A 17,032-nucleotide genomic window follows, 5' to 3' on the forward strand; every position below is an offset into this window, starting at 1 on the left:
AAAGCCCAGCCAAAAAGAACGTCATTCCGAGCAGCGTGAGGAATCTCGCGTGCTGACATTATCAAATCGTCGGACGACACCCGCTCCGTAGCCCAGGGTTTAAACCCTGGGCTAGTAAGGCAACGTCAGCACGCGAGATGCTTCGGCAAGCTCAGCATGACGTTCTTTCTTCTCCCAACTTCAACTTCTTCCACAACCTCCAATTTTCCACCAATGACCCCACAACGCACCTTCCTGCTCACGCTGGGCACGGCGGCCGGCCTGGCCCTGGCCGGCTGCGCGGCCAGCACGCCCGCTACCACCGCCACCACGCCACCCGCCGCTGCCCCGGCCTCAACTGATGCTTCGGCTACGGCCCAGCTCGGCCCGGTGCTGCCCGGCGTTGGGATTGACCCGGCTAATATTGATAAGTCGGTAAACCCCTGCGACGACTTCTTTCAGTACGCTTCCGGCACCTGGCTGAAGAACAACCCGATTCCGGCCGCGGAGTCGCGCTGGAGCTCCTGGAACGGGCTCATCAACCAGAACGAGGCCGTGATGCGCCAGATTCTGGAAACCTCGGCCGCCAACAAAACTGCCGCCAAGGGCACCAACCTCCAGAAGGTGGGCGACTACTACGCCACGGCCATGGACTCGGTGGCCATCGACAAAGCCGGCCTGAAGTACTTGCAGCCCGAGCTGAACCGCATCAACGCGGTGAAGGACCTGCGCGGGCTGCAAACCGAGCTGGTGCGGGCCCAGCGCCTGCAAACCCGCTCGGTGTTCGGGCTGGGCGTGAACCAGGACCGCAAGAAGAGCGACGAGTACGCTCTCTACCTCAGCCAGGGCGGCCTGAGCCTGCCCGACCGGGACTACTACCTCAAGGACGACGCCCGCTCGAAAGCCATCCGCACGGCCTACATCACCTACCTCACCAACACCTTCAAGATGCTGGGCGAGAGCCCGGCCGTGGCCGCCAAAAGCGCCGCTACGGTGCTGCGCCTCGAAACCCGGCTCGCCAAAGCCAGCAAGGACCGCGTAGCCCTGCGCGACCCGTACGCCAACTACAACAAGATGACGGTGGCCGAGGCCGCCCAGAAATACCCCAACCTGGGTCTGCCCGTGATGCTGCCCGCCCTGGGCCTCAGCTCGGCCAAAGAGGTGATTGTAGGGCAGCCGGAATTCCTGCAGGAAGCCAGCACGGCCCTGAAGCAGGAGCCGCTTGGCGACTGGAAAACCTACCTGCGCTGGCACCTCACCTCGTCGCTGATGTCGGCCTTGCCGCAGTCGTTTGGCGATGAGTCGTTCCGGTTTCAGCAGGTGCTAAGTGGGGCCAAGCAGCAGCAGCCCCGCTGGAAGCGCATGCTCCGCGCTACCGACGGCGCCCTGGGCGAAGCCTTCGGCCAGCTGTACGTGGACAAGGCCTTCGCGCCCGAAACCAAGGTGAAGGCCCAGCAGATGGTGGCCAACATCAAGGAAGCCATGGGCGAGCATATCCGCGGGCTGGAGTGGATGAGCGCCGCCACCAAGGAGGAAGCCCTCAAGAAGCTCAACGCCTTCACCGTCAAAATCGGCTACCCCGATAAGTGGAAGGACTATTCGGCCCTCTCGATGAGCCGCGAGTCGTACCTGAAAAACGTGCTGGCCGCCCGCGAATGGGAGTCGAAGGACAACCTGAGCCGCTACGGCAAGCCGATTGACCGCGAAGTGTGGGGCATGACGCCGCCCACGGTGAATGCCTACTACAACTCCTCGCTCAACGAAATCGTGTTTCCGGCCGGCATCATGCAGCCCCCGTTCTTCGACCCCAAGGCCGACGACGCGGTAAACTACGGCGGCATGGGCGCGGTCATCGGCCACGAAATCACCCACGGCTTCGACGACCGGGGCCGGCAGTCGGACGCCCAGGGCAACCTGCGCGACTGGTGGACCAAGGAAGACGCGGCCGAATTCACGAAGCGCGCCGACATGGTAGGCGCCCAGTACTCGGCCTTCCAGCCCCTGGATTCGGTGTTCGTGAACGGCAAGCTGACCATGGGCGAAAACCTGGCCGACTTCGGCGGGCTGGCCCTGGCCTACTCGGCCCTGCAGAAAGAGCTGCAGCAGAAGTACGGCAGCAATCCGCGCCCCCGCTACGACGGCTTCACGCCCGAGCAGCGCTTCTTCCTGGGCTGGGCGCAGGTGTGGCGCACCAACGCCCGCCCCGAGTACATCCGCCAGCAGGTGCTCACCGACCCGCACTCCCCGGCCCAGTACCGCACCAACGGCCCCCTCATGAACATGCCTGAGTTCTACGAGGCCTTCGGCTGCAAGGAAGACGCCAAGATGGTGCGCGCCCAGAACCAGCGCGCCAACATCTGGTAATGGCTGCCTGGTAGATAAAACGGTGTCATGCTGAGCGAAGGCGCAGCATCTCTGCCACAGGCATAATGCTGCTGATTGGTTGGTAGCACAGCGAAGTGGTAGAGGTGCTTCGGCAAGCTCAGCATGACGTTCTCAGGTAAAGCAAAAGGCCGCCTACCCCGCGTAGGTGGCCTTTTTGCGTGCGGCCAAAAAATAAATACATCCCGGTGTAACCACTAATTACGAATTATTCGTAGTATTACGAAACTATCATAGAAACTCATATGGAACGACTTACCCAACCCGAGGAAGATGCCATGCGCGTGTTCTGGGAGCTCGACGGGGGCTTTATCAAGGACGTGCTGGAACGGCTGCCCGAGCCCCGGCCGCCCTACACCACGCTGGCCTCCACGGTGCGCAACCTGGAGCGCAAGGGCTACCTGAGCGCCGAGAAGCTGGGCAACACCTTCCGCTTCACGCCCGCCCTGGCTGCCGAGGACTACCGCAAGCGGTTCCTGGGTACCTTCGTGGGCGACTATTTCCGCAACTCCTACAAAGAACTGGTTTCCTTTTTCGCCAAGGAGCAGAAAATCAGTGCCGAGGAGCTGAAGGAAATTGTGCGCCTGATCGAAAACGGGCCGGAGCAGCCCCCGCAGCCATGATACCGGCCCCGCTGCTCTACCTGCTCCAGATGCAGGGTGCTCTGCTGCTGTTACTGGCGGTGTACTATGGCCTGCTGCGCCGGCTCACCTTCCACCAGCTCAACCGGGCCTACCTGCTGGCGGCGCTGGTCCTTGCTGCTCTGTACCCGGTCCTCGACCTGAGCCGCCTGCTGCCGGCCCCGGCGGCCCGCGTGGCCGCGCCGCTGGCCCTGGAGCTGCCCACCTGGCCCAGCAGCGGCCCCGCCGCGGCCGTTGCCGCCGGCCCCGACTACGGCGCCTGGCTGCTGGGCCTGTACGCGGTAGGGGCGGGGCTGATGCTGCTGCACTTCCTGAGTCAGGCGGCCTCGCTCTGGCGGCTGCATCAGGCCTCCCGGCCCGCTCAGGTGGATGGCGTGGCGTTCCGGGCGGTAGCCGAGGTGGTGAGTCCGTTTTCTTTTGGGCGAACCATCTACCTCAACCCCGCCCACCACGCTCCGGCCGAGCTGCCGGTGGTGGTACTGCACGAGCAGGTACACGTGCGTCAGCTGCATTCCCTCGATGTGCTGCTGGGCCACCTGCACCGGGCCCTGGCCTGGGCCAGCCCCGCCGCCTGGCTGTGGCTGCGCGCCGTGCAGGAAAACCTCGAGTTCATTGCCGATGCCGCCGTGCTGCGCGAAAGTCAGTTGCCGGCCCGGCAGTATCAGTATAGCCTGGTTCGGCTCAGCACGCTGGCCGCCGGCCCGGCTTTGGTTACTCCTTTCTCTTTTATCATTCTCAAAAACCGTATTACCATGATGAACGCCCGTCCTTCCTCTCCCCGGCAGCTGCTGCGCTACGCGGCCGGCCTTTCTTTGCTGGCCACGCTGGCCGTGAGCTGCGCCACGCCCAAAGCCGGGGAGACGCCCCAGCCCTTGGGTCAGCAGAAAGCCACCAACTCCTTCATCGACGAAGCATTGTTCTTTGTAAACGGTCTGCCTTCAACCAAAGAGGCTGCTTTTCAGGCGACCGATAAGGATCCAGAGAACAAGGTGAACAGCGTCCATGTCTTCAAAAGCAATCAGGCTGAGCAATCGGCTGATATGGCAGCGTTGCGTCGGGATTTCGGTGACCGGGTTGATAAAGGAGTCGCTCTTGTCATAACGGAAAAAGGCCAGAACGACCCGGCTCTGCGCGACTTCGTCGCCAAATACAGTATCAAACTGAGCAAAGACGGGGAGCAGGCCGGTACCAGCACCATTAACCGCGACTACTATCGCAAACTGGTAGATGGCCAGGGGTTGACGGATGCGGAAATAGGCGGCCGGCTGATCATGATCAATAAGATGGAAGCTACCCCGGAGCAGCTTCGGGCTCTACCAGCCGGGGCGGTAGCCGCTTTTGCCCTGTCTAATGATGCGCTGCCCAAATTCGGGGAGCGGGGCAAAAAGGGCGTCATCATGATCAAGACGAAGGACAGCCAGTAAAAAAGTTCCGATTTAGGGTAAAAAGGGCCGGAAGCCGGGGGCGACCGGCCCTTTTTGGCGGGTTACGGCACAAACTTTGCACGCCGCCGGGGCCATGCGCTACCTCTCTTCCTTCCGTCATACCGCCTTCGGTACCAGCCTGCTGCTGCTATTGGGGCTGGCTGCACCCGCGGCCAAGGCCCAGTCGGTGCCCGCCGAGCCCACCCGCCAGACGACTGGCCCCAGCCTATACTTCCTCGACGGGCAACCCTCCGACCAGCAGACCATCAACCAGCTCAACCGCCGCACCATTGCCTCTGTGAATGTGGTGAAAGGTCCGGAAGCCGTCCGTATTTTTGGGGCCGCCGCCGCCGAGGGCGTCATGATCGTGGTCACCAAGCGCAACGTGGGCTCCGAGGCCGTGGCCGAGTTCAACCGCCGCTACGACATCCGCCCGGTGGAAACGCCCCTCCCGCCTGCTCCCCCGGCCCGGCCCTGACGCTTACCCGGCGCAGCCGAAGCCAGATATAGATAATTATCGATACGAAAAGAAGCTGGCTATCAGCTGGTAATGAGCGGTGCCTGAGTGGGCCATCCAACGCAACGATACTTTCCCCGTAAGGGGTAGACGCTCCGCCCGCGTTCTGCCGGAGTTATTTAGCGCTGCTTGCATGACCTCAACCACGCTTGCCGATTTTCTCCACCTCACTCACCGCCCCGATCTGGGCATCGTGACGGCCCGCTGGCTGCGGCCCACTGCCTCCCACGAGCTGCGCGCCGGCTACCAGGAACTGCTGCGCTACGCCGGTACCTGCAACACCTGCTGCCGCTGGCTGATAGACTCCCGGCGCCGGGTAGAGGTAGACGCGCGGGATGTACATTGGCTGACTGAAGAGTTCTACCCCACGCTGCGCCAGCAGCTGGAGGGACATGTGTACCTGGCGTTTCTGGTGGCGCCCTACCAGCTCGACGATGTGCAGGATGAGAGTCTGCCCGCCCTGCCCCATACCCACGGCAACTACTGCTCCCTGAACCAGTTTACCGATGAGGGAGAAGCCGTGCGCTGGCTTTGTTCGCGGCCGTAACTGGTTAAGCCGCTACCCTTTGCCATCCTTTGCTGCTCCCGGCGGCAAAGGATTTTTTTATGTCCGGCCCGCCGCCGTGTTTCAGGATAAGTATCGAGCTAACAATATGTTAGACTATTCCAATAAATATAAAGTAGCTACATGGAATAGTATAGGAATAGATCAATTCTTTGTTTTAAATATTCGATGTGCAAAATATTCTGGGAAAGTTCAATTTTTATCTTTCCTTGCCGGGCTATATCTTCATTAATAGTTAAATACTGCCAAGCAGGCATTGGCGGCTTAACGGCCCTGCTCTCACTTCCTTCCCCCTAACTTCCTTTCTTATGTTCAAAACGCTACTTCTGTTGTTTTTGGCTTTTGCGATGCTGCTGGAACCGGAGGCGGTGCTGGCCGGCAGCTTCCGCACTGCCACGGCCCCGGCAGGTACCGACATGGTAACTGCGGCCAACATCTTCCGGCGCGGGGCCAAGCGCGGCCGGCCCAACTACAAGTCCTACCGCGGCAACAGCCGCCACAAACTCAAGAAACTGGGCCCCGTGCGCCGGTGGAAGCTCTACCTCAAGGCCAAGAAGCGCCGGGGTAACCGGGTGCCAAGCGTGAAGGTGGGTACTCCGGTGCGGAGCACCAAAAAATAACGGCTTGTCCGTATGGCGGCAAGAGCCGCTCCCGTATCCGGGGGCGGCTCTTGCCGTTTCCGGGGGAGGGGTGGCCAACCAACCAAACGGCCCTGCCCGCGTTATACCAGGGAGCGTCGCCGCGTTGGCGACCCATCCGGTTCCGGTGGTGAGGGAGTATCCCCGATGCCGGCTGCTGTCCGTCAGCGGCCGGGTTTGGCGCGTCTGGCGGGTTGCCGGACCAGGCCGCTGCCGGAACGGAGCCGAACCTTATTCCCCCTACGTATGCACGAAATCATCGAAATCCGCCACCTGCGCCAGGAAGACTACGAAGCCATGAAAGCCGCCATGCTGCGGGCCTATCCCGGGATGGACTCGTACTGGCGGCAGGAGTCGATTGCCCGGCTGCTGACGTTGTTTCCGGAGGGCCAGCTGGTGGTAACGGTGAACGAGCAGGTGGTGGCCGCCGCCCTGGCCATTACGGTGAATCGGAGCAAGTACTCCGATGAGCACACCTACGAGCAGATTACGGGCAACTACAGCTTCAGCACCCACGACCCCGCCGGCGACACGCTCTATGGCATCGAGGTGTTCGTGGACCCCGCCTACCAGGGCCGGCGCCTGGCCCGCCGCCTCTACGAGGCCCGCAAGGAGCTCTGCGAGCGGCTCAACCTGCGCTCCATCGTGTTCGGGGCCCGCATTGCCGGCTACCACGCCTACCAGGATTCGCTCACGCCCAAGGAGTACGTGCAGAAGGTGAAAAACCGCGAAATCGTGGATCAGGCCCTGAATTTTCAGCTGGCCAACGACTTCCACCCGGTGCGCGTGATTCGCAACTACCTGCCCGGCGATGAAGCCTCTGGCAGCTACGCCCTGCTCATGGAGTGGGACAACATGCTCTACCACGACCGGCCGGCCAGCGCCCCCACCCCCAAAACCCAGGTGCGCCTGGGCCTGGTGCAGTGGCAGATGCGCCTTTACGACGGCCTCGACGACCTGTTTCAGCAGGTGGAATACTTTGTGGATGCCCTGGCCGCCTACCGCGCCGACTTCGCCCTGTTCCCGGAGCTGTTCCACGGCCCGTTGATGGCCGAAACCAACGAGCTGGCCGAAATCGACGCCATCCGCAAGCTCAGCCAGTTCTCGCCCGAAATCCTGCGCCGCTTCACCCAGCTGGCCGTTAAGTACCACATCAACATCATCACGGGCTCCATGCCCGAGCTGGCGCCCGATGGCAAGCTCATGAACGTGGGCTACCTCTGCCGCCGCAACGGCTCCACGGAGCGCTACGAGAAAATCCACGTGACGCCTAACGAGGCCAAATACTGGGCCCTGCACGGCGGCTCCCGCCTCCAGACCTTCGATACCGACAGCGGCCGGGTGGGCGTGCTCATCTGCTACGACTCGGAGTTTCCGGAGCTGGCCCGCCTGCTGGCCGACCAGGGCATGGACATCCTCTTCGTGCCCTTTCTCACCGATACCCAGACGGCCTACTCCCGGGTGCGGCACTGCGCCCAGGCCCGGGCCATTGAAAACGAGTGCTACGTGGCCATTGCCGGCTCGGTGGGCAACCTGCCCCGGGTGAAAAACATGGACATCCAGTACGCCCAGTCGGCCGTGCTCACGCCCTGCGACTTCGCCTTCCCCAACACCGGCGTGAAGAGCGAGGCCACGCCCAACACCGAAATGATTCTGGTCACCGACGTAGACCTGTCCATCCTCGACAAGCTCCGCCAGCAGGGCAGCGTGCAAAACCTGCGCAACCGCCGCCACGACGTCTACACCCTCAGCTCCGCCGAGCTCATGCCCAAGCATTAAGGAGGTGAGGAGGTGATGCAGGGGTGAACGTCATTCTGAGCGAAGGCGGAGCCGTAGTCGAAGAATCTCGCGTGCTGATGTTGCCATAGTATCTCAACGTCAGCACGCGAGATTCTTCGACTACGGCTCCGCCTTCGCTCAGAATGACGTTCCCTTTCTCACTACACCACCCCCATCACCTCCTCACCCAAAAAAACTATCCCGCCCGGCCAGTCGTACCAGGTAGTACGGCTGGCCGGGGTGCGTTTGGGCACCCGGGGCCGGCTTTGCTTTCCACCCTGACTCCCTGCCCCATGTTCCGATTCCTCTCCCTTGCTCTGTTGCTGACCGGCCTGAGTGCCGGCGCGGCCCAGGCCCAGAACCGCGCCCCCGTTACGCCCACCCGCCACCATCCCACGGAGCGCATCAGCCCGGTACCGGGGGTGGTGCTGCCCACGGGCGCCAGCCAGGCCAAGGCCGAACCCCTGCCGGTGCCCACCGTGCAGCCCAATGCCCAGCTGCCCATGCCCTACATGCCCTCGGGCCAGGTAAGCGTCGATTCGGTGCAGGTGCAGCCGCCCGCGCCGGCCTCCCGCCCCCTGCGCAAGCGCGGACGCAGCAACCGCCAGTAACCAGTACCTGCGCCTAACCGCGCACCGGCTCCGCTGGCTAGGTCATTGCCTTGCTGCGCCCGGCTTCCCCTCCCTAAAAACCGCCGCCTCTGCGCTAGTGCGCTCAGGCGGCGGTTTTTTGGCGTTTTGGGCCGAGGAGGAGGGGCTGCCGGCCCAGGGGAAGCGGTGGAACCGGAACGGGCCGGGCGGCGTTTGGCGCAGTCTTTGACCAGGCTCGGGCCCGGCCGGTGGGCTCGTCCTGAGCCAGCGGCGGCGGATGGTTTCTTTTCTCACCCGTTACGTTGTTTTCTATGCTGAAAGCGCTTCCCTTCGCCGCCTTCCTGCTGTTCATGGCCCTGCTGCTGGGGGCCGCCCCGGCCCGGGCCCAGGTCATCATCAACGTGGGCCGCCCGGCCCCGCCGCCGGTAGTGGTGGTGCGGGAGGCGCACTACCCTAAAAAGTACAAGGGCCACAAGCACCGCTATTACCGGCCTCAGCCGGTGGTGGTAGTGCCCGCCCGCCGCGCGTACTACGCCCCCGCCCCGGTGTACTACGCCCCCCGCGGCAAGGGCCACGGGCACGGCGGAGGCCACGGCCACGGCCGCCACTAGGCGCTGGGCTTGTATCCACAGAAAAAGGCTCCCGCCAGCGCGGGAGCCTTTTTTGCGGGGCGGTTGGGCTTAGTTGGTGTAAGCGCCCGAGGAGTAGGTCAGCTCGTAGCTGTGGGTGTAAATCTCGAAGACGATGCCGAACGGGTCCTCCACGTAGCACATGCGGTAGGGCTTCTCGTTGGGGTAGTACGCCCGGATGGGCATGCGCTGCTTGCCGCCCGCGGCCACCACTTTGGCTACCAGGCCCTCAATGTCGGGGTCCTGCACGCAGAAGTGGAACAGGCCGGTGTTGAACGGCTGGAAGGCCGGGGCTTCCTTCACCCCCTGATCGAAGGAGAACAGCTCGATGCCGATGCCGTCGGAGGTGGCGAGGTGGGCGATGCGGAACTGACCCCAGCCCCGGCCAAACACGTCGAGGCACATCTGGCCGATGGCCGTGTCCGTTTCCTCGGTCACGATGCTGGGGGCCATGACGAGGTACCAGCCCATAACGTCGGTATAGAAGGCCACGGCCGCGTCGATATCAGGAACGGTAATGCCGATGTGGGAAAACGATTTGGGGTATGGCTGCATGGCGAAAAGGCGTACGTGTGGGGGCAAAATTGCCGTATCTTACTTCCCGGCGCAAGTACGCACCCGCAGGTTTCATAGGAGCCGAAAGGAGTAAAATGCTGATTGCCAGCGTTAAAAATTTGAGTTGATGCCGTCCGTTTCCTGCCCCCTGCACCGCACCATGGACCTGATTGGCACCAAGTGGAAGCCGCTGCTGCTGTTTCACCTGCTGCCGGGTCCCCTGCGCTCGGGCGTGCTGCAACGCACGGTGCCCCAGATATCCAACAAGATGTTCACCCAGGCCATGCGGGAGCTGGAGCGCGACCAGCTCCTCACCCGCACGGTGCATCCGGTGGTGCCGCCCCACGTCGAGTACGCCCTCACCGACCGGGGCCGCTCCCTCGCACCCATTCTTCGCGCCCTGGATGCCTGGGGCCAGCAGCTGCCGGAATAACACCGCATAACGCCAAGCAAATGGTCCTGCAGCGGTTATCAGGTTGGGGGAGCGGTTTACCGACTTTCCGACTTTCTACATAGGTTCGGTAGTTTTACCGGGCTGCTGCCGGTGGCCGTTCAGATACCATTCGTTCTCCCTTCCCGTTTCCCGTTATGCCTACCCCGCTTGCCGTTGTTGAGGAATATTTCGCCCTAGTCGATGGGTTTGAAACCAAGGCGGCCGCCTATGCCGCCGTGCTCCACCCCGAGGTGGTGCAGACCGAGTATCCCAACAGCATCTACAAAACCGTGCAGACCCGCTCGCTCACCGATATTCTGGACAACCTGCGCCTGGGCCGCGAGCTGCTGGAGCAACCGCGCTTCGACGTGCACCACAGCCGGCTCTGCGACGATGGCAGCGTGCACGTGGAGGGCCAGTGGCAGGCCACGGCCACCAGTGATGCCGGCCCGCTGCTGCGCGGCCAGCGCGTGGTGGCCCACCTCTGCCTCATCTTCGAATTCAAGGACGGCCTGATTTTCCGGCAGCGCCGCTACCCCTGCTACGAAATCCTGTAGCCCCCCTGCGGGCAGATTCCGGCTGGATAATGCAATTGACGCCAGCAGAGGCACCGCCCGGAATTCAGCGGTCAAGCAAGCGGGTCATGCCGAAAAGGAAAGCACGTCATGCTGAGCCTGCCGAAGCATCTCGCGTGCTGACGTTGGGGTACTCTTCCGGTGTCAGCACGCGAGATGCTTCGGCAGGCTCAGCATGACGTGCTTTAGGTGTGTACTCTTCCGGTGTCAGCACGCGAGATGCTTCGGCAGGCTCAGCATGACGTGCTTTAGGTGTGTGCTCTTTCCAGCCGTTGCTCCCGGTCCGGCCCTAATAGCTCTCCTTCTGGAAGCCGAAGGCGCGGAGCTGGGCCTGGTAGGTATCGGGGTAGTTGGCTTTGAGGTGGTGGATGAGGGCGCGCAGGGCCCGGCGCACCTGGGCTTCGTGCTGGTCTTTGTTGCTCACCTTGGCGCTCCGCTGCCCGGCCGACTCGGTGCTGGCCTGCACCAGCTGGGTGTACTCCTGGGCCAGCGGCTGCCAGAAGGCGGTGCCGTACTTCTGCTTATCCAGGTTGTGGTTCACGAGGGCCAGCAGCAGTTTGTTCAGGGCTTTTACCCGCTCGGCGCGGGCGCGGGGCAGGCTGTAGGCTTTGTTTTCGCGCGTGATGCCGAACTCGGGGTAGTAGCTGCGGCCCTCGTCTTCGTCGTGGGCTTCGGCGAGGTAGCCTTTCACGTAGCGGAGGTGTTTGTCGAGCAGCTTATCCAGCTGCTGGAGGCGCTGGCTTTGCGGGGTACGCTGGTCGCCGGCGGCATCGGCGGCGTCGCGGCCCTGGGCGTAGGCGGCGGCCAGCGTGGTGAACTCGGCCTTGGAGAGCCACAGCAGCGGCGGCAGCGCCGAGGTAGTCCAGGCCTCGGCCGCTTTGGTGGCCAGCGCCGACAGCGCCACATCGGAGGCCGGCAGCTGGCTGGTGCGCTGAATGGTGGAGGGTTGGGGAGCCGCGTTCGGGCCCTCGGTAGTGGGGGTAAGCATAGAGTATGGGGTAAAGTGAATACTGCCCATAAGGTATTGATTCCGCGCAAGCTGCACTATACCTGCCCGCGCAAAATCAGTTGTTTTCAGGCCGGTAGGTCGCCTCACGCAGCAAACCCATTGGTTTCGGAGCCATGAGGCCGTCTCACTGCCCGAAACCATTTGGTTCGAAGCCCTGAGGCGGCCTCACGGCCCAAAACCAATCGGTTGGAAGCCCTGAGGCCGCCTCAGGGCTTCGAACCAAATGGTTTCGGGCAATGAGGCGGCCTCAGGGGATGGAAACATTCGTTTCGGTGCTCCGGCGGCTTCTTGGGGCTACCACTGGCGCGCAAGTTGTGCTATGCTAGACTTGCACCATCTAGGAATTATGTAATCTATACGTTGTTTTCAAGCCATATTTTATTCAGTTTATGCAAATCACTGTCGAAATTAGCTGCAGATGCCTCAGGCCTAACTTGGCAAATATATTTTCTTGGATTCTCAAAATAATTCGATGGCTCATCAAGCAATGTTAATCTGGCTTGAAATAATCTAGCGCCAACAGTCAAATTTATAGGGTTTATATTAGTGTTAGTTAGTTCTAATGAAATGCACCCACAATATCCTGGTTGTAATATGGTCGATATTGTTATTCCTAATCTAGCATATGAGCTTCTCATATTTAGTTCTGCTAAGACATTATTAGGTAATTTAATGAATTCAAGACTAGTAGCTAATACAGTTTGATTAGGGTATAGCATAAAAGTATCTCCTATTTTTCTTCTTGTTTCTTGAAAAAAGCTAGTAAGTGGTTTGTGTTTGAAGTTATTTAATGAAGCATTTATAAATGGCTCTCTACTTTGCACTGATACTAGGAAATCATATCCTAAGCGAAAGTCTATCGCAGTTTCATTTATTTGTTCATTTTCGAGAAGGGGTCTTATTATTAACTCGCCATCCTCGACTAGCTTTAGTATTTTTGATTTCTGTAGAAGCATTATTTTGTCGCTTTTTTCCAGCTGGTATGAACAATATAGTTTCCTATTGATTTTTCTATTAAATTATTTACGACGTCATAGACTTTTTCATCTTCTAAAGGAGTAACTATATTATTCTGAGTTGATATATTGGGAAAGTCTGTTTTCCATATCTTCCACCCCGTTGTGAATAAGTAGTGTAATTGCGATGGTTCTGAAATATCAGCTGGCAATAAGTTTATTAAATCATCTTCTTTAAACTTTGTGTATTTAGTAGAAATGGACCTGTTTGTAATAATTTGAGTGGCATTTATGATTGTTTTTAGAACATAGCTGTCATGATTTCCGCTTAGGAAAGAATTCGACATTTCTACTCTATGTGTTGTTGCAGGATGGTTTGGGCCTGGCTTATCTTGGTTTTTAGTTATGTATAATAGGTAATCGTTTAGTGAATTATCTATGTATTGACTTGCGAATATGTCGCAGAAATATTCGGCTATATGTGATTTAAACCTTGCGAAATTGTTCTGCGTAATATATTCGTATGAACCTGTGGGTTGTTGAATGAACGGAAAAAATTTAAGCACGTCCGCTAAATCGTCGTTTATGACAGTTTGGTTGTTTAGGCCAGCTGCCATATGCCCCGCAATCCTAAATGTTATTTCATGAAAATTATCTACAAAATGACCGAGTTCGTGATATAGTGCTACGCTCGCTAAATAATCACGAACTAAAAATCTGGGTATATTAATTTGTATTAGTCTATGCGTAAATTCTAATCCATATACAGTCTTTACTATAGGATAGTAAAAATCGATTGCGAGCATTGGATCGAAACTATACGACATTAGATTGTTGACTAATGAAGTAACTATTATATATGAATCTGGTGCGTCAAGCCAATCATGTAACGCATAGCGTAAACATTCTACAATCTCAAACGGTATAAGATTTAGCGTGCTGTTTTCTAAAAATTCTAAGTTCTTGAAAAAAAAATCGATGATATAGCTCCTTTGAGTTATATCATCGATATCAAGTTGTGAAAAGTCCTCTTGTTTTAACTTTTCATAAAGCTCTGATAATTGCTTTATGTGTTCTTGTTTTTTTTGATCAGCATAATTGTTGAATTTTGATTTAGCCCAAGATTTTGACAGTTGAGCAAAGTTTAAATCTAAAATGCGCCTATCCATTCTTTTGAAATGCTTTTGTTTAAAAGTTGGTATACATGCTCATAATCTTGATGCTTTATCTGATTAACCTCTATCTCCTTAAAAAATTCTGAATCATTCTGATTTAAAAAAACTACAATAGGTGCATTTTCCTTATTTATGTTGTATATATTCTTCCTTCCATTTGCGTAATTGTGGGTTTCCTCAAAGATAGCATCTACGAAGTTTTTGTATTCGTACTTTCCCTTTAAGAGGGTTGAAAGAAGTGAAGTAAACAAGTCAAACTTGCTAGCTTCCACGCTGTGGGAATAGAACATATAGATTTCTGGTTGGAAAAGCCGGAGGTCGCCAAAAGTAGTGATTATACCCAAAGTCGCTTCATATGTTATGTATCAGCTAGACATAGTAAACAAAAAAAGCCCTCTGCTTAAGAACAGAGGGCTTTTTTTTAAAAAAAAACTTACGACCCGCAGGCCTCGCAGGCGTCGGGGTTATCCAGGGAGCAGGCCATGTCGGAGGCATTCTGGGCCGATACGTTCAGCGGCTCCAGGGTCTCGGCGGCTTGCTTCTGCACCGTGAACTTGATGGCGTCGGCGGCGGCTTTGGTGCGCAGGTAGTACATGCCCGTTTTCAGGCCCTTCTTCCAGGAGTGGAAGTGCATGCTGGTGAGCTTGCCGAAGTTCACGTTCAGCACGTGCAGGTTCAGGCTCTGGCTCTGGCAGATGTAGGCGCCCCGGTCGGCCGACATATCAATGATGCGGCGCTGGGAAATCTCCCACACCGTTTTGTAGAGGTCCTTGATGTGCTGGGGGATGCTCGGAATGTCCTGCACCGAGCCGTTGGCGGCAATGATGGCCGTCTTCATCTGCTCGTTCCAGAGGCCGAGCTTGATGAGGTCCTTGAGCAGGTGCTTGTTCACCACCATGAACTCCCCGCTCAGCACCCGGCGTACGTAAATGTTGCTCGTGTAGGGTTCAAACGACTCGTTGTTGCCCAGAATCTGGGCCGTGGAGGCCGTGGGCATGGGGGCTACCAGCAGCGAGTTGCGCACGCCGTGCTCCATCACCTGCTCGCGCAGGGTGTTCCAGTCCCAGCGGCCCGAGTCGGGCGTCACGTTCCAGAGGTCGAACTGGAACTTGCCCTGGCTCAGGGGCGAGCCGGGGAAGGTTTCGTAGTGGCCGTCGCGGATGGCCAGGTCCTTGGAGGCCGTCATGGCCGCGAAGTAGAGCGTCTCGAAGATGTCCTTGTTGAGGCCCGCCGCTTCGTCGCTCTCGAAGGGCATGCGCAGGGCAATGAACGTATCGGCCAGGCCCTGCACGCCCAGCCCGATGGGGCGGTGGCGGCGGTTGCTGCGCTCGGCCTCGGGCACGGGGTAGTAGTTGATGTCGATGACCTTGTTGAGGTTCATCGTGGCGTGGTAGGTAACGTCGTAGAGCTTCTTATGGTCGAAGAACAGGTTCCCGGCCTCGTCGGGGCGCACGTAGCGGGGCAGGGCCAGCGAGGCGAGGTTGCAGACCGCAATTTCGTTCTCGTCGGTGTACTCCATAATCTCGGTGCAGAGGTTGGAGCTCTTGATGGTACCCAGGTTCTGCTGGTTGCTCTTGCCGTTGGCGGCGTCCTTGAACAGCATGTAGGGCGTGCCGGTCTCAGTCTGGCTTTCCAGGATGGCGAACCACAGCTCCTGGGCCTTGATGGTGCGGCGGCCCTTGCCTTCGCGCTCGTACTTCTGGTAGAGCTTCTCGAACTCGGCGCCGTGGCTGGTGTCGAGGCCGGGGCACTCGTGGGGGCACATCAGGGTCCAGTCGCCGTTGGCTTCCACGCGCTTCATGAACAGGTCGGGCGTCCAGAGGGCGAAAAACAGGTCGCGGGCGCGCATCTCCTCCTTGCCGTGGTTCTTTTTCAGGTCCAGGAAGTCGAAGATATCGGCGTGCCAGGGCTCCAGGTAAATGGCGAAGGCGCCCTTGCGCTTGCCGCCGCCCTGATCCACGTAGCGGGCCGTGTCGTTGAACACCTTGAGCATGGGCACCAGGCCGTTGGAGGTGCCGTTGGTGCCCTTGATGTAGGTGCCGGTGGCGCGCACGTTGTGCACGGCCAGGCCGATGCCGCCGGCGCTCTGCGAAATCAGGGCGCAGTTCTTGAGCGTGTCGTAGATGCCGTCGATGGAGTCGTCCTTCATCGTGAGCAGGAAGCAGGAACTGAGCTGGGGCTTGGGCGTGCCGGCGTTGAAGAGGGTAGGGGTGGCGTGGGTAAACCACCGCTCACTCATCAGCTCGTAGGTTTCGATGGCGGCGGCAATGTCGTGCTTGTGAATGCCCACGGCCACGCGCATGAGCATGTGCTGGGGCCGCTCCACCACCTTGCCATCGAGGCGCAGCAGGTAGCTGCGCTCCAGGGTTTTAAAGCCGAAGTAGTCGTAGTTGTAGTCGCGGTCGTAGATGATGGCCGAGTCGAGGGTGGCGGCGTGCTGGTGCACGATGTCCCACACGTCCTGGGCAATGAGGGAGGCGTTTTCGCCCGTTTTGGGGTCCTCGTAGGTGTGCAGCCGCTTCATGGTGCTGCTGAACGACTTGCTGGTGACCTTGTGCAGGTTGCTGACGGCAATGCGGGCGGCCAGGATGGCGTAGTCGGGGTGCTTGGTGGTGAGGGAGGCGGCGGTTTCGGCGGCCAGGTTGTCGAGCTCGATGGTGGTAACGCCGTCGTAGATGCCGTCAATTACCTTCTTGGCCACCTCAATCGGCGACACGAAATTCATGTTGAGCCCGTAGCAGAGCTTCTCGATGCGGGCCGTAACCTTATCGAACTTCACGGATTCGCGGCGGCCGTCGCGTTTGATTACCAACATAAGCGTGCGGGTTGAAAAGAAAGGGGAGAAAGAGGCCCCGGCTGGGCGTGGCAGGTGTCCGGCCGGGGCTCATATATCGGGTTCGAAGCGCGGGTCCAGGGACCCAGGCGCACTCATTGATACCGGAAGATATTTCTATCTGGCGTGTACGACAAACCTTGGGTTAAGAAGTTTTCCACATACGCCTAAAGCAGTGCAGTTCAGGCGGTTTTTTAGAATTTACCCGCCCCTATATAGGCCCGTGACTACCCGTAAAATCGGGTTGGCGGATTGCGGCGGAAGTGGTATTGTCAGAAACCAGGTGCCCTCTTGGCCAGGGACAAAAAAGCGGTCCGCTACAGGGCGTAGCGGACCACTTTTCAGTCGGTGG

The 17,032-nt window shown here is 58.7% G+C and carries 17 protein-coding genes; 11 read left to right on the forward strand and 6 right to left on the reverse strand.

The features are described 5' to 3' along the window. The first annotated feature begins 213 nt into the window (after positions 1 to 213). The 9 genes from KLP40_RS07235 to KLP40_RS07275 all read left to right on the forward strand — a co-directional run bounded on the left by KLP40_RS07235 (position 214) and on the right by KLP40_RS07275 (position 9,126). The gene (locus KLP40_RS07235) at positions 214 to 2,343 is read left to right on the forward strand and encodes a M13 family metallopeptidase (RefSeq protein WP_215593102.1); all 2,130 of its coding nucleotides are present in this window, start codon (positions 214 to 216) and stop codon (positions 2,341 to 2,343) included. Positions 2,344 to 2,606: 263 nt separating this feature from the next. Beyond that, a complete protein-coding gene (locus KLP40_RS07240) occupies positions 2,607 to 2,984 on the forward strand; it encodes a BlaI/MecI/CopY family transcriptional regulator (RefSeq protein ID WP_215593103.1) in 378 nt (125 codons plus the stop codon). Next, positions 2,981 to 4,426, forward strand: coding sequence for a M56 family metallopeptidase (locus KLP40_RS07245; RefSeq protein ID WP_215593104.1), 1,446 nt, complete (start codon positions 2,981 to 2,983; stop codon positions 4,424 to 4,426). The genes KLP40_RS07240 and KLP40_RS07245 overlap by 4 nt, the downstream gene beginning before the upstream one ends. Positions 4,427 to 4,520: 94 nt before the next feature. Continuing rightward, positions 4,521 to 4,904, forward strand: coding sequence for a hypothetical protein (locus KLP40_RS07250; protein WP_215593105.1), 384 nt, complete (start codon positions 4,521 to 4,523; stop codon positions 4,902 to 4,904). A gap of 172 nt (positions 4,905 to 5,076) precedes the next feature. Next, positions 5,077 to 5,490 carry a hypothetical protein gene (locus KLP40_RS07255; protein WP_215593106.1) on the forward strand — a complete coding sequence of 138 codons (414 nt, stop codon included), beginning with the start codon at positions 5,077 to 5,079 and terminating at the stop codon, positions 5,488 to 5,490. A gap of 326 nt (positions 5,491 to 5,816) precedes the next feature. Continuing rightward, positions 5,817 to 6,128, forward strand: a complete 312-nt coding sequence (locus KLP40_RS07260; RefSeq protein WP_215593107.1) for a hypothetical protein — start codon at positions 5,817 to 5,819, stop codon at positions 6,126 to 6,128. A gap of 264 nt (positions 6,129 to 6,392) precedes the next feature. Further along, on the forward strand, positions 6,393 to 7,925 hold the full coding sequence (locus KLP40_RS07265) for a bifunctional GNAT family N-acetyltransferase/carbon-nitrogen hydrolase family protein (protein WP_215593108.1): 1,533 nt from the start codon (positions 6,393 to 6,395) through the stop codon (positions 7,923 to 7,925). Positions 7,926 to 8,218: 293 nt separating this feature from the next. Beyond that, positions 8,219 to 8,536 (forward strand): hypothetical protein, encoded by a 318-nt coding sequence (locus KLP40_RS07270; RefSeq protein WP_215593109.1) that lies wholly within the window; start codon positions 8,219 to 8,221, stop codon positions 8,534 to 8,536. A 290-nt stretch (positions 8,537 to 8,826) separates the two neighbouring features. Beyond that, positions 8,827 to 9,126, forward strand: a complete 300-nt coding sequence (locus tag KLP40_RS07275; RefSeq protein ID WP_215593110.1) for a hypothetical protein — start codon at positions 8,827 to 8,829, stop codon at positions 9,124 to 9,126. 69 nt (positions 9,127 to 9,195) lie between these two features. On the opposite strand, the gene KLP40_RS07280 is transcribed toward KLP40_RS07275, so the two are convergent. After that, complete coding sequence (locus KLP40_RS07280) at positions 9,196 to 9,699, reverse strand: lactoylglutathione lyase family protein (RefSeq protein ID WP_215593111.1); 504 nt, start codon at positions 9,697 to 9,699, stop codon at positions 9,196 to 9,198. Between the two features lie 127 nt (positions 9,700 to 9,826). Between KLP40_RS07280 and KLP40_RS07285 the strand changes: the two genes are divergently transcribed. Together KLP40_RS07285 and KLP40_RS07290 are read left to right on the forward strand one after the other, a co-directional pair. Next, on the forward strand, positions 9,827 to 10,132 hold the full coding sequence (locus KLP40_RS07285; RefSeq protein WP_215593112.1) for a winged helix-turn-helix transcriptional regulator: 306 nt from the start codon (positions 9,827 to 9,829) through the stop codon (positions 10,130 to 10,132). A 155-nt stretch (positions 10,133 to 10,287) separates the two neighbouring features. After that, positions 10,288 to 10,689: a nuclear transport factor 2 family protein gene (locus tag KLP40_RS07290; RefSeq protein ID WP_215593113.1), complete on the forward strand. Its 402-nt coding sequence runs from the start codon at positions 10,288 to 10,290 to the stop codon at positions 10,687 to 10,689. Positions 10,690 to 10,996: 307 nt separating this feature from the next. Here KLP40_RS07290 and KLP40_RS07295 read toward each other — a convergent pair whose 3' ends face one another. The 5 genes from KLP40_RS07295 to KLP40_RS07315 form a co-directional block, all read right to left on the reverse strand. Then, positions 10,997 to 11,695 carry a hypothetical protein gene (locus KLP40_RS07295; RefSeq protein WP_215593114.1) on the reverse strand — a complete coding sequence of 233 codons (699 nt, stop codon included), beginning with the start codon at positions 11,693 to 11,695 and terminating at the stop codon, positions 10,997 to 10,999. A gap of 374 nt (positions 11,696 to 12,069) precedes the next feature. Further along, positions 12,070 to 12,672, reverse strand: coding sequence for a dCTP deaminase (gene dcd, locus KLP40_RS07300; protein WP_215593115.1), 603 nt, complete (start codon positions 12,670 to 12,672; stop codon positions 12,070 to 12,072). Next, the gene (locus KLP40_RS07305; protein ID WP_215593116.1) at positions 12,672 to 13,841 is read right to left on the reverse strand and encodes a hypothetical protein; all 1,170 of its coding nucleotides are present in this window, start codon (positions 13,839 to 13,841) and stop codon (positions 12,672 to 12,674) included. Before KLP40_RS07305 ends, dcd begins: the two co-directional genes overlap by 1 nt. Beyond that, complete coding sequence (locus KLP40_RS07310; RefSeq protein ID WP_215593117.1) at positions 13,823 to 14,137, reverse strand: hypothetical protein; 315 nt, start codon at positions 14,135 to 14,137, stop codon at positions 13,823 to 13,825. The genes KLP40_RS07305 and KLP40_RS07310 overlap by 19 nt, the downstream gene beginning before the upstream one ends. A 143-nt stretch (positions 14,138 to 14,280) precedes the next feature. Next, positions 14,281 to 16,662: a ribonucleoside-diphosphate reductase subunit alpha gene (locus KLP40_RS07315; protein ID WP_215593118.1), complete on the reverse strand. Its 2,382-nt coding sequence runs from the start codon at positions 16,660 to 16,662 to the stop codon at positions 14,281 to 14,283. Positions 16,663 to 17,032: the final 370 nt, after the last annotated feature.

The organism is Hymenobacter piscis (genome assembly GCF_018760735.1).
GTDB classification, from domain to species: domain Bacteria; phylum Bacteroidota; class Bacteroidia; order Cytophagales; family Hymenobacteraceae; genus Hymenobacter; species Hymenobacter piscis.

What these genes read in the sequence shown, in the direction of transcription:
- KLP40_RS07260 (WP_215593107.1), top strand. Translation starts at nt 5,817, where the DNA reads ATGTTCAAAACGCTACTTCTGTTGTTTTTGGCTTTTGCGATGCTGCTG.
- KLP40_RS07235 (WP_215593102.1), top strand. Translation starts at nt 214, where the DNA reads ATGACCCCACAACGCACCTTCCTGCTCACGCTGGGCACGGCGGCCGGC.
- KLP40_RS07255 (WP_215593106.1), top strand. Translation starts at nt 5,077, where the DNA reads ATGACCTCAACCACGCTTGCCGATTTTCTCCACCTCACTCACCGCCCC.
- KLP40_RS07280 (WP_215593111.1), bottom strand. Translation starts at nt 9,699, where the DNA reads ATGCAGCCATACCCCAAATCGTTTTCCCACATCGGCATTACCGTTCCT.
- KLP40_RS07245 (WP_215593104.1), top strand. Translation starts at nt 2,981, where the DNA reads ATGATACCGGCCCCGCTGCTCTACCTGCTCCAGATGCAGGGTGCTCTG.
- KLP40_RS07310 (WP_215593117.1), bottom strand. Translation starts at nt 14,137, where the DNA reads ATGTTCTATTCCCACAGCGTGGAAGCTAGCAAGTTTGACTTGTTTACT.
- KLP40_RS07265 (WP_215593108.1), top strand. Translation starts at nt 6,393, where the DNA reads ATGCACGAAATCATCGAAATCCGCCACCTGCGCCAGGAAGACTACGAA.
- KLP40_RS07290 (WP_215593113.1), top strand. Translation starts at nt 10,288, where the DNA reads ATGCCTACCCCGCTTGCCGTTGTTGAGGAATATTTCGCCCTAGTCGAT.
- KLP40_RS07295 (WP_215593114.1), bottom strand. Translation starts at nt 11,695, where the DNA reads ATGCTTACCCCCACTACCGAGGGCCCGAACGCGGCTCCCCAACCCTCC.
- KLP40_RS07285 (WP_215593112.1), top strand. Translation starts at nt 9,827, where the DNA reads ATGCCGTCCGTTTCCTGCCCCCTGCACCGCACCATGGACCTGATTGGC.
- KLP40_RS07270 (WP_215593109.1), top strand. Translation starts at nt 8,219, where the DNA reads ATGTTCCGATTCCTCTCCCTTGCTCTGTTGCTGACCGGCCTGAGTGCC.
- KLP40_RS07315 (WP_215593118.1), bottom strand. Translation starts at nt 16,662, where the DNA reads ATGTTGGTAATCAAACGCGACGGCCGCCGCGAATCCGTGAAGTTCGAT.
- KLP40_RS07250 (WP_215593105.1), top strand. Translation starts at nt 4,521, where the DNA reads ATGCGCTACCTCTCTTCCTTCCGTCATACCGCCTTCGGTACCAGCCTG.
- KLP40_RS07240 (WP_215593103.1), top strand. Translation starts at nt 2,607, where the DNA reads ATGGAACGACTTACCCAACCCGAGGAAGATGCCATGCGCGTGTTCTGG.
- KLP40_RS07305 (WP_215593116.1), bottom strand. Translation starts at nt 13,841, where the DNA reads ATGGATAGGCGCATTTTAGATTTAAACTTTGCTCAACTGTCAAAATCT.
- KLP40_RS07275 (WP_215593110.1), top strand. Translation starts at nt 8,827, where the DNA reads ATGCTGAAAGCGCTTCCCTTCGCCGCCTTCCTGCTGTTCATGGCCCTG.
- dcd (WP_215593115.1), bottom strand. Translation starts at nt 12,672, where the DNA reads ATGCTTCTACAGAAATCAAAAATACTAAAGCTAGTCGAGGATGGCGAG.